The 13,022-nt window shown below is 39.0% G+C and carries 16 protein-coding genes; 10 read left to right on the top strand and 6 right to left on the bottom strand.

Annotated elements, in window-relative coordinates; translation table 11 throughout:
• Window positions 1–71 precede the first annotated feature (71 nt).
• On the top strand, window positions 72–482 hold the full coding sequence (locus tag ACLI1A_RS17100; protein WP_411409903.1) for a hypothetical protein: 411 nt from the start codon (window positions 72–74) through the stop codon (window positions 480–482).
• On the opposite strand, the gene ACLI1A_RS17095 is transcribed toward ACLI1A_RS17100, so the two are convergent.
• Together ACLI1A_RS17095 and ACLI1A_RS17090 are read right to left on the bottom strand one after the other, a co-directional pair.
• Window positions 483–1,007 (bottom strand): M23 family metallopeptidase, encoded by a 525-nt coding sequence (locus tag ACLI1A_RS17095; RefSeq protein WP_411409902.1) that lies wholly within the window; start codon window positions 1,005–1,007, stop codon window positions 483–485.
• 251 nt (window positions 1,008–1,258) lie between these two features.
• Window positions 1,259–1,543 carry a hypothetical protein gene (locus ACLI1A_RS17090; protein ID WP_411409901.1) on the bottom strand — a complete coding sequence of 95 codons (285 nt, stop codon included), beginning with the start codon at window positions 1,541–1,543 and terminating at the stop codon, window positions 1,259–1,261.
• Between the two features lie 188 nt (window positions 1,544–1,731).
• Here ACLI1A_RS17090 and ACLI1A_RS17085 point away from each other — a divergent pair, with 188 nt between their 5' ends.
• The 7 genes from ACLI1A_RS17085 to ACLI1A_RS17055 all read left to right on the top strand — a co-directional run bounded on the left by ACLI1A_RS17085 (window position 1,732) and on the right by ACLI1A_RS17055 (window position 8,384).
• The gene (locus ACLI1A_RS17085; protein ID WP_411409900.1) at window positions 1,732–2,976 is read left to right on the top strand and encodes an HD domain-containing protein; all 1,245 of its coding nucleotides are present in this window, start codon (window positions 1,732–1,734) and stop codon (window positions 2,974–2,976) included.
• A gap of 23 nt (window positions 2,977–2,999) precedes the next feature.
• Complete coding sequence (lpxD, locus tag ACLI1A_RS17080) at window positions 3,000–4,022, top strand: UDP-3-O-(3-hydroxymyristoyl)glucosamine N-acyltransferase (protein ID WP_411409899.1); 1,023 nt, start codon at window positions 3,000–3,002, stop codon at window positions 4,020–4,022.
• A 21-nt stretch (window positions 4,023–4,043) separates the two neighbouring features.
• Window positions 4,044–5,435: a bifunctional UDP-3-O-[3-hydroxymyristoyl] N-acetylglucosamine deacetylase/3-hydroxyacyl-ACP dehydratase gene (locus tag ACLI1A_RS17075; RefSeq protein ID WP_411409898.1), complete on the top strand. Its 1,392-nt coding sequence runs from the start codon at window positions 4,044–4,046 to the stop codon at window positions 5,433–5,435.
• A gap of 14 nt (window positions 5,436–5,449) precedes the next feature.
• Window positions 5,450–6,235, top strand: a complete 786-nt coding sequence (lpxA, locus tag ACLI1A_RS17070) for an acyl-ACP--UDP-N-acetylglucosamine O-acyltransferase (RefSeq protein ID WP_411409897.1) — start codon at window positions 5,450–5,452, stop codon at window positions 6,233–6,235.
• Window positions 6,236–6,271: 36 nt separating this feature from the next.
• Window positions 6,272–6,838, top strand: a complete 567-nt coding sequence (gene efp / locus ACLI1A_RS17065; protein WP_411409896.1) for an elongation factor P — start codon at window positions 6,272–6,274, stop codon at window positions 6,836–6,838.
• Window positions 6,839–7,069: 231 nt separating this feature from the next.
• Complete coding sequence (locus ACLI1A_RS17060; protein ID WP_411409895.1) at window positions 7,070–7,999, top strand: UDP-3-O-(3-hydroxymyristoyl)glucosamine N-acyltransferase; 930 nt, start codon at window positions 7,070–7,072, stop codon at window positions 7,997–7,999.
• Between the two features lie 22 nt (window positions 8,000–8,021).
• Complete coding sequence (locus ACLI1A_RS17055; protein WP_411409894.1) at window positions 8,022–8,384, top strand: hypothetical protein; 363 nt, start codon at window positions 8,022–8,024, stop codon at window positions 8,382–8,384.
• A gap of 92 nt (window positions 8,385–8,476) precedes the next feature.
• Here ACLI1A_RS17055 and ACLI1A_RS17050 read toward each other — a convergent pair whose 3' ends face one another.
• Window positions 8,477–8,605 carry a hypothetical protein gene (locus tag ACLI1A_RS17050; protein WP_411409893.1) on the bottom strand — a complete coding sequence of 43 codons (129 nt, stop codon included), beginning with the start codon at window positions 8,603–8,605 and terminating at the stop codon, window positions 8,477–8,479.
• Between the two features lie 310 nt (window positions 8,606–8,915).
• Here ACLI1A_RS17050 and ACLI1A_RS17045 point away from each other — a divergent pair, with 310 nt between their 5' ends.
• Both ACLI1A_RS17045 and sucD read left to right on the top strand, forming a co-directional pair.
• Window positions 8,916–9,524, top strand: a complete 609-nt coding sequence (locus ACLI1A_RS17045) for a hypothetical protein (RefSeq protein WP_411409892.1) — start codon at window positions 8,916–8,918, stop codon at window positions 9,522–9,524.
• A 106-nt stretch (window positions 9,525–9,630) separates the two neighbouring features.
• Window positions 9,631–10,503 (top strand): succinate--CoA ligase subunit alpha, encoded by an 873-nt coding sequence (sucD, locus tag ACLI1A_RS17040; RefSeq protein ID WP_411409891.1) that lies wholly within the window; start codon window positions 9,631–9,633, stop codon window positions 10,501–10,503.
• 128 nt (window positions 10,504–10,631) lie between these two features.
• Here sucD and ACLI1A_RS17035 read toward each other — a convergent pair whose 3' ends face one another.
• The 3 genes from ACLI1A_RS17035 to ACLI1A_RS17025 all read right to left on the bottom strand — a co-directional run bounded on the left by ACLI1A_RS17035 (window position 10,632) and on the right by ACLI1A_RS17025 (window position 12,992).
• Complete coding sequence (locus ACLI1A_RS17035; protein WP_411409890.1) at window positions 10,632–11,423, bottom strand: glucose 1-dehydrogenase; 792 nt, start codon at window positions 11,421–11,423, stop codon at window positions 10,632–10,634.
• A 97-nt stretch (window positions 11,424–11,520) separates the two neighbouring features.
• A complete protein-coding gene (locus ACLI1A_RS17030; protein WP_411409889.1) occupies window positions 11,521–12,300 on the bottom strand; it encodes a polysaccharide deacetylase family protein in 780 nt (259 codons plus the stop codon).
• 104 nt (window positions 12,301–12,404) lie between these two features.
• Window positions 12,405–12,992 carry a hypothetical protein gene (locus ACLI1A_RS17025; protein ID WP_411409888.1) on the bottom strand — a complete coding sequence of 196 codons (588 nt, stop codon included), beginning with the start codon at window positions 12,990–12,992 and terminating at the stop codon, window positions 12,405–12,407.
• Window positions 12,993–13,022: the final 30 nt, after the last annotated feature.

Below are 13,022 nucleotides of genomic sequence, written 5' to 3'. Positions count from 1 at the left end.
GTATTAAATTTTTTATAAAATACACCGATGTTAATGTGGTGTTTGTCTTATACTTGAGCAAAACAACCAGCATGCGTATTGTAATTTTATCAATTGTTTTCTTGCTAATATCGTGCCGAAAAGAGGCCGATGGTATTCATAAACTCTCTGCCGACGATTTTATTTTTAAGTCCGGCAAGTATTCTTTTTATGATAAAGAAGGAAGTAAAACTATTCAGGTAAGAGAGTTTAAGGATGGGAGCCTTACTTTTTCTTTTTATGATGCTAATCGTAATTCATTGTATGATTATGGTAGTGTAAAAACGTTTAGCAGTTACCAGAAATGGGGAATCTTTTTAGATAAGAAAAGTAATTTATGGTTTTATAATTCAGATTTACAAGAACATCTAATACTTATAAAAGATACTACAGGGTACACTGCAAGGGAATTTCCTGTTGATACTGTGTTGCCGGTAAAGTTTAAGGAGTGGCTTAAAGAATAGTTATTTGTCCAAATCCTCCTCAATATACCCTGTAGGGTCTAAATAAAACATCTTCATCAAGCCCTGCCGGTCGCGGTCTATGCGCCACGGGTAGGGAATAAGCGTTACCATGCTGTAGTGCAGGTGCGGTGGTTTCCCGGCGGCATTACCGGTGCTGCCTACGGTGGCTATGGCTTCACCACGGCTTGCCCAACCCAGGGTATGGGTATGTACGTCTTTTAAATGAGCATAGTAATGCAGCCGCCATTTCGGGCCGAGTAACACTACTACATTGCCACCCATGCCTAATGTTCCGGTATACAATACCAAACCTGATGTCGCTGCATTTACGTCTGTTCCTTCCTTTGCAAAAATGTCAATACCCTTATGCGTGACGGACTTGCCCCACGGATAGTACCAGAACGATTTTGGGTTATAGCTGTTTTTGGTGGCGCCAGCTACGGGTATGCTGTATTTTTGCGGTATAAGTAGTCCAATAAGTATAATGGCTGCAAGTATATACCTCTTTTTTATTTTGGTTTTCATCGATTGGTTTTAGGTTAAAGGTACATATTTATACAAACGAAATGATGTTGCCAAAAAAGTAATTTGCTGTAGAGTGTTTCATGTCGACGATAGGAGACATCTCTTAATGAATGCTTTGAGATTTCTCCACTCCGCCGCGCTACGGTCGGAATGGAACGCCGGAAACAAGCCGCATATAAACAACAAAAGGCCTGCAAAATTTCTTTTGCAGACCTCTCCTTCAATAACCTAAGTAACAAAAAATAACGTTATTATTGTTTTCCAGGCTTTTTTGAAGATTTTCTGGTAGAAGTATATAAAGACTTTGACGAAGCTGTTTCTTTTTTCGGTTCTTTAGTATTATCTGCTAATATCTTATCCTTTTCGGCAAGCTTGTCGGCTTCGTAGGTCTTTCGTTGATCGGAAGCTTCTTTGGCATCTTGCTCCACATCAGCAACCGTTATGGCGGGCTGCTCTGTGTCGGGGCGTTCGGTGGGCTGTGCATAGGCGTAAATACCGCACAACATAAAGGCTGAAAGATAGTAGTTTGCTCTCATGACTTTCAAATTTAGTCATATAAAGTTACAACATTTTTTTAAAGTTAACGGCATAATTCCGTGCTGATTAACCTGTGTTTAACACGTATTACCAATTGGCGTTAAATGTCTTACAAGGGTAGTTAAAATGCTGTGGTATATATAAAATAGCATTGATTTTAATATCTTTGTTAAAATTTTATAGCTGCGTGAGCACCATCAACAAATTAAAGATACTTAACGATCCTATATACGGGTTCATTTCCATAACGGACCCACTTTTATACGACCTTATACAACACCCGTATTTTCAAAGGCTTAGGCGCATTACACAAATGGGGCTTTCGTACCTGGTATATCCCGGGGCGCATCATACGCGTTTTCACCATGCGCTGGGCTGCATGCACATAATGCAGCGTACAGTTTCGGTTTTACGCTTTAAAGGTGTAGATATTAGCGCTGAGGAGGAAAATGCGCTGTGTATAGCCATATTGCTGCACGATATAGGGCACGGGCCTTTTAGTCATGCTATGGAACACAGCATAGTGGAAGGAGTAAGCCACGAAGATATTTCGCTGATATTTATGGACAGCCTTAATGAGACTTTTAATGGTAAGCTTAGTCTTGCCATAAAGATTTTCAGGGGCGAGTACCATCGTAAATTTATGCTGCAGCTTATATCGAGCCAGCTGGATATGGACAGGATGGACTACCTGAAGCGTGACAGCTTTTACAGCGGTGTGGCTGAAGGAAACATTAACAGCGAGCGCCTTATACAAATGTTTAATGTAGAGGGTGATAAGTTGGTTATAGAAGAAAAGGGCATTTACAGTGTAGAGAAATTTATTGTAGCCCGCCGTCTTATGTACTGGCAGGCGTACCTGCACAAAACAAGTGTTGCTGCCGAACTGATATTGACTAAGATACTAAAGCGTGCCCGTCAGCTACTTCACGACGGTATTGAGATAAATGCCAGCGAACCGCTGATGTTTTTTATGAAGCACACCATTAATAAGGAGGATTTTACTCCTGATGTGCTTAAGAAGTTCTCGTACCTTGACGATTTTGATATTATAGGTGCTATAAAAGGCTGGCAGTTTCATAGTGATTTTGTGCTTAGTGAGCTGAGTAAAATGATTATAAACCGCGACCTTCCGAAGATACGCTTACAATCTGATAAAGCGAGTAGGGAGGAAGTGGCTGAGCTGCGCCGCAGGGCATCAGAAAAGCTGGGAATTCCTGAAAAAGATGCTAAATATTTCGTTTTTGAAGGAAAAGTGAAAAACCAGGCGTACAATAAAGAGGGCGAACCTATACATATAATGCATAAAGACCGCACTGTAGAAGATGTTATACAGGCCAGCGACCAGCTGAACCTTAAAGCGTTATCAAGGCCGGTAACCAAGTACTATGTGTGTTATCCAAAACATCTTTTGGAAGAAGCTGCGATTTAATTAAATTTTTTATTTTTGTCGGGATGAAATTTACAGCAGAACAAATAGCAGGCGTACTGGAAGGCGATGTGGTAGGTAATCCACAGGCTGAAGTGCATACCCTTGCCAAAATAGAAGAAGGTACAGAAGGAGCCATTACATTTTTGGCTAATCCTAAGTATACTCCTTATATATATACTACCCAGGCTTCGATAACTATTGTTAACCGCACATTTGAGCCCGATGCTCCTATTACTACCACACTAATTAAGGTAGAAGATGCATACAAGGCTTTCTCTAAGCTGCTGGAATATTACAACCAGGTTAAGCTGATGAAGAGCGGTATAGAGCAGCCTTCATTTATATCTGAGAACGTTACTTATGGCGATCATTTGTATCTGGGAGCGTTTTGCTACATCGGCAAAAATGTAAAAATAGGAACTAACGTAAAAATATATCCTAACACTTTTGTAGGTGATAATGTAACCATAGGCGACAACAGTATATTGTTTGCCGGCGTACGTGTATACAGCGAAACTATTATAGGTAGCGGATGTACTATTCATTCGGGGTCTATCATAGGTTCAGATGGTTTTGGCTATACGCCAAATGAAGCAGGCGAATACAGCAAGGTGCCTCAAATAGGTAATGTTATCCTTGAAGATAATGTTGATGTGGGAGCATGCACTACTATAGACCGTGCCACATTGGGCAGTACAGTTATTAAAAAAGGTGTGAAGCTGGACAACCAGATTCAAATAGCCCACAACGTAGTTATTGGCGAAAATACGGTTATAGCATCGCAAACCGGTATTGCTGGTTCCAGCAAAATTGGTAAGAATTGCATCATTGGCGGACAAGTAGGTATTGCCGGTCACCTTACCATAGGAAACGGTGTACGTATACAGGCGCAGAGCGGTGTGGGACGTAACATTCCGGACGGTGAAGCCATACAGGGTAGCCCGGCCATGGGGTATACTGATTTTAATAAATCGTATGTGCATTTCCGTAACTTACCGAAAATTGTTGCTGAAATAGACAATCTGAAAAAAGTGAACAAAGATTAAACGAATAAAACACAAATACTAATGGTGAAACAAACCACAATCAAAAGTGAGATCTCATTAAAGGGTGTGGGCCTTCACACAGGCAAGGAAGTAACAATGACTTTTAAGCCTGCACCTGTAAACAACGGTTACACTTTTGTTCGGGTAGACCTGGAAGGCCAACCGGTTATTGAAGCAGATGCCAATTATGTAGTAAATACCCAGCGCGGTACTAACCTTGAAAAAAAGGGTGTTAAGATACAAACATCTGAACACGTACTTGCCGCATTTGTGGGTTGTGATGTAGATAACGTAATTATTGAGCTTGATGCCAGCGAACCACCTATTATGGATGGGTCTTCTAAGTTTTTTGTGGAAGCCATAGAAAAAGTAGGAGTGGAAGAGCAGGATGCTGAGCGTAAAGTATATGTAGTAAAAGAAGTTATTTCTTATACTGATGAAAATACAGGCAGCGAAATTATAGTTATGCCTGCTGATGAGTATCAGGTAACTACCATGGTAGATTTTGGCACCAAAGTTTTAGGTACCCAAAATGCTACGCTTAAAACCATGACCGATTTTAAAGCTGAAATATCTGATGCGCGTACTTTTAGTTTCCTTCATGAGCTTGAAACCCTATTAGAACATGGGCTGATAAAAGGAGGGGATCTTAATAATGCTATAGTGTATGTAGATAAGGAAATCTCTCCTGATACTATGGAAAGGCTTAAAACAGCTTTTGGTAAAGAAAGCATTACTGTTAAGCCAAATGGTATACTGGATAACCTTACCCTGCATTACCCTAACGAAGCTGCACGTCATAAACTACTTGATGTTATAGGCGACCTTGCCCTAATAGGTACAAGGATTAAGGGTAAGGTAATAGCTAACAAGCCGGGCCATTTTGTGAATACTCAGTTTGCAAAAAAACTTTCTAAAATTATCAAAATAGAGCAGCGTAACTTTGTTCCCACTTACGATTTGAACAAGGAGCCGCTTATGGATATTCATAAAATAATGAGTATGCTGCCACACAGGCCACCATTCCTGTTGGTTGACAAAATCATTGAAATGAGCGACACCCACGTAGTAGGCCAGAAGAACGTAACCATGAACGAAAATTTCTTCGTGGGGCATTTCCCTGGAGCACCGGTTATGCCTGGTGTGCTTATTGTAGAGGCTATGGCACAAACGGGAGGTATACTTATATTAAGCACCGTTCCGGATCCTGAGAACTACCTTACTTATTTCATGAAGATAGATAATGTAAAGTTCAAGCACAAGGTACTTCCGGGCGATACACTAGTATTTAAGTGTGACCTGCTTTCGCCAATTCGCCGTGGTATATGCCACATGCAGGCTAATGCTTACGCAAACGGCAAGTTAGTAGCAGAAGCTGAGCTTATGGCACAAATAGCTAAATCATCAAATTAAACGAACAATAAGGTATGAATCAACCCTTAGCATACGTACACCCCGGGGCTAAAATAGCCAAAAACGTGGTGATAGAACCTTTTACCACCATCCATAACAATGTGGTTATAGGCGAAGGAACCTGGATAGGTTCTAACGTTACCATTATGGAAGGTGCCCGTATAGGTAAAAACTGTAATATATTTCCGGGTGCAGTAATTTCTGCTCCACCTCAGGATCTTAAATATCAAGGTGAGGAAACTACTGCAGAAATAGGCGATAACACTACCATTCGCGAATGTGTTACTATAAACCGTGGTACATCAGACAGGATGAAAACCGTCATAGGAAACAATTGTCTTGTAATGGCGTATTCTCACATAGCGCACGACTGTATGGTGGGTAACTACTGTATCTTCAGTAACAACACTAACCTTGCCGGTCACATTACCGTAGGCGACTATGTGGTACTTGCAGGTATGGTGGCTGTGCACCAGTTCTCAACAATAGGTAACCACGCATTTGTAACCGGCGGTTCATTAGTGCGTAAAGACGTTCCTCCGTATGTTAAAGCTGCTCGTGAGCCGCTTTCATATGTGGGTATTAATTCAGTAGGTTTAAGAAGAAGGGGGTTCACTTCTGAAAAAATCACTGAAATACAAAACATATACCGTATACTGTACCAAAAAAATTATAATACCACTCAGGCTATTGAAATAATAGAAGCCGAAATGGAAGCTACGCCGGAGCGTGATGAAATTATCATGACGGTGCGTAACTCGTCAAGAGGTATTATGAAAGGCTATACAGGCGGACTATAATTTTAAAAACAAAAAATAAACAATAATTCTTACGAAATGGCAACTACATCAGATATACGTAACGGTCTGTGCATAAAATTTAACCACGATATTTATAAAATCATCGAATTCCTTCACGTAAAACCGGGTAAAGGCCCCGCTTTTGTACGTACAAAGCTAAAAAGCCTTACTACTGGTAAAGTACTTGATAATACTTTTTCGGCAGGACATAAAATTGAAGACGTAAGGGTAGAAACACACAAGTTTCAGTTCCTTTATGCTGAAGGAGACGATTTTCACTTTATGAATGCTGAAACGTATGAGCAAATAACTTTGAACAAAGATATTCTTGATGCTCCTGGGCTTTTAAAAGAAGGTGAAAATGTAATGGTTATCATCAATGCTGAGACTGAAGCGCCTCTTTCTGTAGATATGCCAGCTTCTGTTGTTCTTGAAGTTACTTATGCCGAGCCGGGTGTTAAAGGCAACACTGCTACTAACGCTACTAAGCCTGCTAAAGTAGAAACCGGTGCTAACGTAAACGTACCTCTTTTTATTAACGAAGGAGATAAAATTAAAATCGATACCGCTACAGGCCAATACCTTGAGCGTGTAAAAGAATAGTTTTTTTATTGTGGATTCGTGGATTTGTTAATTCGTCAATTTGGGGATGCTGAATTGAGGATTAGTAAATCCACGAATTCTTTTTTTAAGGAACTATTTTTCGTAGATTTGGATAAAATTATACACTGGAAGCAGTAATAAAATAAATATTTATTGATAGTTAATTCATAAAGTTACCTTAGCTGCTATTTAGAAAAAACCGAATAACCTAACTCAGGAATATACTTATAAATGAAATTTCCAAACATACAGGCATTAAAGGATATCGCTGCAATAATAGGCAGTGAATATGTGGGCGATGATAATTTCCCGGTTCACGGAATGAATGAAATCCACGTAGTGGAACCCGGCGATATAGTGTTTGTAGACCACCCTAAATATTATGACAAAGCGCTTCAATCTGCAGCTACAATTGTTTTAATCAACAAAAAAGTAGATTGCCCTGAGGGGAAAGCGTTACTTATATCTGACGATCCATTTAGGGATTTTAATAAAATAAGTACCCATTTCAGGCCATTTCAGCCCGCTACAGCTATTGTAGCACCTACAGCACTGATAGGCGAGGGTACAGTGATACAACCCAATACCTTTGTAGGGAACAATGTTACCATTGGTAAAAATTGCCTTATACACAGTAATGTGGCTATTTATGACAATACTGTTATAGGCGATAACGTAATTATTCATTCGGGTACAGTACTTGGTGGAGACGCTTTTTATTACAAAAAACGCCCTGAAGGTTTTGATCAACTTTTATCATGCGGTCGTGTTGTTATAGAAGACAATGTGGGCATAGGGGCTCTATGCACTATAGATAAAGGTGTTACCGGTGATACTACCATTGGTGCCGGAACTAAAATAGATAATCAGGTACATATAGGCCATGATACTGTTATTGGCAAAAAGTGTTTGATTGCATCACAAACCGGTATTGCGGGTTGCGTTGTGGTTGAAGATGAAGTAACCATGTGGGGCCAGGTAGGTATTTCAAGCGCTATTACTATTGGTCAGAAAGCTGTAGTGCTGGCACAAAGTGGCGTAGGTAAATCTTTAGAAGGCGGAAAAGTGTATTTTGGCTCACCAGCCGAGGAGTCGCGTGAGAAATTTAAACAGATAGCTCACGTAAAACGTATTCCTGAAATACTTGAAAAACTGAAATAATTTCTAATTCCACTTCTTTTATATGGATATAAAGCAGTTTATAGTAGATTATTACCACGCACTTCTTACTCCAGAAAAGATTAAGGATTATTTGCATCCGCAGGCTTTGGTGCAGTGGCATAGCCCACGTGGGTATCTGGAACTGGATTATAAGGAATTAATACGTTTTTCGGAGTTTACCAGTAAACAATACAGTACTTTAAGGCTGAAAGTAACGCATGTTATTGCTGAAGGTGAAAACAAAGTTTCTGCACGTTATATAAACTATATTACTACCCCAGACAATCCTTTAGAGGAAAAAGAACTTTCTTTAAGCATGTCCATTTGGGAACTGCTTGATGGTAAGTTGTACCGGGGTTATGTAATGACGCATCAATTAAGTTAGATGATCATACACCAAATAAAAGAGAAAATTTTTACGCAGGTAAACCTAATAAGGTTCACCTGTTTTTTTTGGATATTAGGTAAGGTATTTACTTATGAATCCTGGTTGGGCGGGCGTGCCTTGCCTACGGTAAGCTTTATAGAAGCATTAGACGGTTTGCCTCCACAATTGCATTTACTGTTATATGTACTGTCATTAGCATTATTAACAACAATACTCATAAGGCCTGTAAGATGGCTTATTGTAGCATTTATGTTTGTTGAAGTGTTTTCTGTACTACTAGACGCCCTAAGGCTACAAGCATGGGAGTATATGTATTTGTTTCTCTTTGGGTATTTTGCTCTCTATTTCTATAGGTCTTTTAATTTTAGGCAAGTAGCTGTATGTATACTGTCGTCTACCTATTTTTTTAGCGGGCTTCATAAATTTAACGGTGCTTTCCTACACAAAGTTTGGGACTTATTTTTTTTAAAACACATTTTTTCATATAATTCCCCAATTACCCCTTTCATACACTATACAGGTATTTCCATGAGTATTATTGAAGCTGCGGCGGGTTTTTTATTGTTTTTCTCTAAAAATAAAAAGAACGCTATGTATATATTAATACCCATGCACTTGTTCATTTTGTTTTTTAAAATGGTATTAGAGCACCAGCCTTTTAATTCTATTGTCCCATGGAATGTTATGACAATTATTTACCTGCTTTATATTTTGTCTACATCTGCGGATGTGCAAATTCAGAAAGAGAAAGCGGTACTGCCAGTTTCAACAAAAATAGTTTTGGCCATTTTTTGGTTTGTATTACCACTTTGCAGTTTTGTGCGTTTGTGGCCTCTTGAACTCTCTTCAGGTATGTATACCGGAAAAAATGACGGTGTAAATATTTGTGTGAAAGATGATGAAAAGATGAGGCCGTTTAGAAAAGCTTATATTCTTAACAGTAAGAGCACTATTTGTGAAGGGGGTAAAGTTTTTAGTTTGGCATGGTACACGCACCTACAGTATTCACAAGGGCCGATTAATTTGGTTTGGTATTATAAACAACTTTATTACAGGCTAAGGAAACAATATCCTGACAATGACATAAGAATGTTTTATAAAACTTATACTGACAAGAAGATTATACAAGTTGAGTGATTTTAAGAGTAAAATTCACATATAAATCATAAAAAAACGTGCGTATATATTAGTTAAATACGCTATTTTTGTATCGCAAATAAAGAAAAACAATAAACAATATATCATGAGTGTTCTAGTTAATAAAGATTCTAAAATAATTGTACAGGGTTTTACCGGAAGCGAGGGTACATTCCACGCTACACAGATGATTGAGTATGGTACTAACGTAGTAGGTGGTGTTACGCCGGGCAAAGGTGGTTCTACTCACCTTGATAAGCCAGTTTTCAACACTGTAAAAGACGCAGTAGATATTGCCGGTGCCGATACTTCTATCATATTTGTTCCGCCAGCATTTGCTGCTGATGCAATTATGGAAGCTGCTGAGGCAGGTATTAAGGTAATCATCGCTATTACTGAAGGTATTCCTGTAGCAGACATGATTAAAGCTTATGATTATATTAAAGGTAAAGATTGCCGCCTTATAGGCCCTAACTGCCCAGGTGTTATCACTCCGGGTGAGGCTAAGGTAGGTATCATGCCAGGTTTCGTATTCAAAAAAGGTAAAGTAGGTATCGTATCTAAATCAGGTACTCTTACTTATGAAGCTGCAGACCAGGTTGTAAAACAAGGTCTTGGTATTACTACAGCTATTGGTATCGGTGGTGACCCTATCATTGGTACTACTACTAAAGAGGCTGTAGAACTTCTTATGAACGACCCTGAAACGGAAGCTATCATCATGATAGGTGAAATTGGTGGACAACTTGAAGCTGATGCTGCTAAATGGGTTAAAGCAGACGGTAACCGTAAGCCTGTAATTGGTTTCATTGCTGGTGAAACTGCTCCTAAAGGACGTACAATGGGTCACGCAGGTGCTATTGTAGGTGGTGCAGATGATACTGCTGAAGCTAAAAAACGCATCATGAGGGAAAACGGTATCCACGTTGTAGACTCTCCTGCCGAAATAGGTAAAAAAGTTAAAGAAGTATTAGGTTAATCATAACCTTATAAGATATTAGAAACCGGGGCATTAGTTCCGGTTTTTTTATTTTAATAAAAAAAGGCAACACCTTGTTGTAAGATATTGCCTTAACACATGTTTATATGTGTAACCAGAAAAAAATATTATGAATTGCCGTATAGGTTACTCTCGCCACCATCTATAGCTATGGTTTGTCCTTTTACGTAAGCACAATCATCACTCAATAAAAATGCTACAAGTTTACCTACTTCTTCCGGCTGGCCCAGCCTGCGGGTAGGGTTGCGTTGTGCATATTCGGTTTCGGCGGCTTTCGGGTCGGCAGGGTTTACCTGCTTAAAAGCTTCAGCAACCATAGGTGTAAGTATGGCTCCCGGAGCTATGGCATTCGTATAGATGCCGTCTTTACCGTACTCTATGGCGGCATTCTTGGTCATGCCCGATACGGCGTGCTTGGTAGCTACGTAAGCCGTTTGGTTTACAACACCACGTATACCACCTACCGATGCTACGTTTACTATGCGGCCGCCTCCTTTTTTCTGCATTACCGGAATTACATAGCGCATGCCATAGTAAACGCCAAGCAGGTTGATGTCTATTACTTTTTTAAATACTTCAATGTCGTATTCTATAAGCGGGGCCTGTTTTCCTTCTATACCGGCATTGTTGTAAAATCCGTCTATTCTGCCAAACTCGGTAACGGTTTTATCTACATAGTTTTTTACAGCTTGTTCGTCTGCTACGTTAGCTACTACTGTAAGTACTTTGACGTTGGGTTGCGCTGTGGTTATTTCAGCTTTTGCCTTATTCAGGGCTTCTTCGTTATAATCTACAAGGGTAAGGTTAGCGCCTTTTCCGGCAAGTACTTTGGCTGTAGCCAGTCCAAGTCCCATGCCCGCACCGGTAATGATTATTGTTTTTCCGTTAAATGAACTCATGATTTATTGTAATTTGTTTGTCTTATAAAATTACGAATCAATGAGCCATTTGAGGGTTAAGGGAGTGTTAATTGTTTCTTTTTTAAGCAATGAATAATTAAAGCTTTTTTAATTCGTCAACAGTGTAAAATTTCAATCCGTTATCTACCGCGTACTCACATATTTGTTGCAAAGCTTCAAAAGGTGTTTCCAGTTTTTCATCGGCATTATCTACTGTTTTGTGTCCGTATAAAATCAATATTTTGTTATGCTGTTTCGCATATAGCATAAGGCTTTTAAAGTAAGGCAGGTTAAACTGTTTGTAATCATCGTCTATACCTAAGCCATAAATAACCCTTTTCCCTTCATAGTAACAAAACTGGTTTTCCGGTGCAAGCTCGCCATAAGTGGTGCCGCGTATAAAATCAAACTGTCCTAAAAGTTTATCATCCAGTGCCGGATTATGCGCACCATCTGGATACGCAAAGGATTTAATATTAAAGCCGTCTTTTTTCATGGCTGCTTTTAGTGGTATAATTTCACTGTTTACATAACCATCCAGGCCATGTGATGCAGAAAACTTCACGGCATTTTCATGATTAAAACCATGTCCTGCAATATCATGCCCCATTTTTTCAAGGTAATGCAGTTTCCTTTTTTGCTCAGGGGTAAGCTGAGTGTATTTGCAAATAAAAAATGTAGCCTTCCAGCCGTAAGGATGTAACAGTTTTTCAGCATTATACCAGTCATCTACATAGTCATCATCAAAGGTGAGTACAATACCCGGCGCATATTTTTCTTTATTTACAGAAGTTTTAGTTTCAGTGGTCTTAAACCCTGAAAATGCCATTATAGCGGCTCCAAGCGCTGAAAAAAGGAATGTTTTTGAGCGAAACATAATACGTTGATTTTTATTTATCAAAAACAAAAGCTGTTCCTAAAATTAATAAATAGCTATTATTAAACTTAAGGTTGGATTAATTTTGGCGTAAAGTAAAAGTGTTATTCTGTTATTGTAATAATTCTTTGTAACCCTTTAGGGTTATTTTTTTCAATTTCTATTTTCCCAATATTCTCTTTTACAAAATTTTGTAGTAACGGGCTTGGGGCTGTAACCTCACTTTCTCTGCGTATTTTACTGTTATAAATTAAGGTGCCTATAGTTTTGATAGGTCCCCAAGGTAGGCCCCACCACCCAAGCAACGCTGTTTTTGTATTGGCTGAATTATAAAACTTATTATTGCAATTCCGGCAAGCTATAAATGTTTTTGTATTTTGAAAGGTGAAAAGTAATACACTGATGGTATTTTTTGCTACACCTCCATTTAGCTTATCACTGGTGCTTCCGCAGTATGGGCATGGGCAGTTTTGTACTATAGTGCAATAATTAATCAATTCCTCATGTGTTAATTTTTTCATTTGCCTATCAAATCCTTCAATAATATTTTTATCAAGATTTCTTGAGCGTATTTCTTCCATTAAAATAGGTACAACCTCTTTGCGTAGCCCATGTGCTTCGGTAGTAGCCAGGGAAATAAGTTTTTCGTTGCTTATCGTTTTATAGTGCTTTTTGATAAGTTCTATATTCATATTGTGTTGGTTTTAATCCAAAAATACAAA

This window comes from Flavobacterium sp. RHBU_3 (genome assembly GCF_046613565.1).
Classification (GTDB): Bacteria; Bacteroidota; Bacteroidia; order Flavobacteriales; family Flavobacteriaceae; genus Flavobacterium.
Note: the sequence above shows the minus strand (reverse complement) of the source record. Positions and strands in the feature narration are given on the sequence as shown.

Coding starts and splice junctions, on each gene's coding strand:
- ACLI1A_RS17100 (WP_411409903.1), top strand. CDS start 72: ATGCGTATTGTAATTTTATCAATTGTTTTCTTGCTAATATCGTGCCGA.
- ACLI1A_RS17095 (WP_411409902.1), bottom strand. CDS start 1,007: ATGAAAACCAAAATAAAAAAGAGGTATATACTTGCAGCCATTATACTT.
- ACLI1A_RS17090 (WP_411409901.1), bottom strand. CDS start 1,543: ATGAGAGCAAACTACTATCTTTCAGCCTTTATGTTGTGCGGTATTTAC.
- lpxD (WP_411409899.1), top strand. CDS start 3,000: ATGAAATTTACAGCAGAACAAATAGCAGGCGTACTGGAAGGCGATGTG.
- ACLI1A_RS17075 (WP_411409898.1), top strand. CDS start 4,044: ATGGTGAAACAAACCACAATCAAAAGTGAGATCTCATTAAAGGGTGTG.
- lpxA (WP_411409897.1), top strand. CDS start 5,450: ATGAATCAACCCTTAGCATACGTACACCCCGGGGCTAAAATAGCCAAA.
- efp (WP_411409896.1), top strand. CDS start 6,272: ATGGCAACTACATCAGATATACGTAACGGTCTGTGCATAAAATTTAAC.
- ACLI1A_RS17060 (WP_411409895.1), top strand. CDS start 7,070: ATGAAATTTCCAAACATACAGGCATTAAAGGATATCGCTGCAATAATA.
- ACLI1A_RS17055 (WP_411409894.1), top strand. CDS start 8,022: ATGGATATAAAGCAGTTTATAGTAGATTATTACCACGCACTTCTTACT.
- ACLI1A_RS17050 (WP_411409893.1), bottom strand. CDS start 8,605: ATGAGTATTGTTGTTAATAATGCTAATGACAGTACATATAACAGTAAA.
- ACLI1A_RS17045 (WP_411409892.1), top strand. CDS start 8,916: ATGAGTATTATTGAAGCTGCGGCGGGTTTTTTATTGTTTTTCTCTAAA.
- sucD (WP_411409891.1), top strand. CDS start 9,631: ATGAGTGTTCTAGTTAATAAAGATTCTAAAATAATTGTACAGGGTTTT.
- ACLI1A_RS17035 (WP_411409890.1), bottom strand. CDS start 11,423: ATGAGTTCATTTAACGGAAAAACAATAATCATTACCGGTGCGGGCATG.
- ACLI1A_RS17030 (WP_411409889.1), bottom strand. CDS start 12,300: ATGTTTCGCTCAAAAACATTCCTTTTTTCAGCGCTTGGAGCCGCTATA.
- ACLI1A_RS17025 (WP_411409888.1), bottom strand. CDS start 12,992: ATGAATATAGAACTTATCAAAAAGCACTATAAAACGATAAGCAACGAA.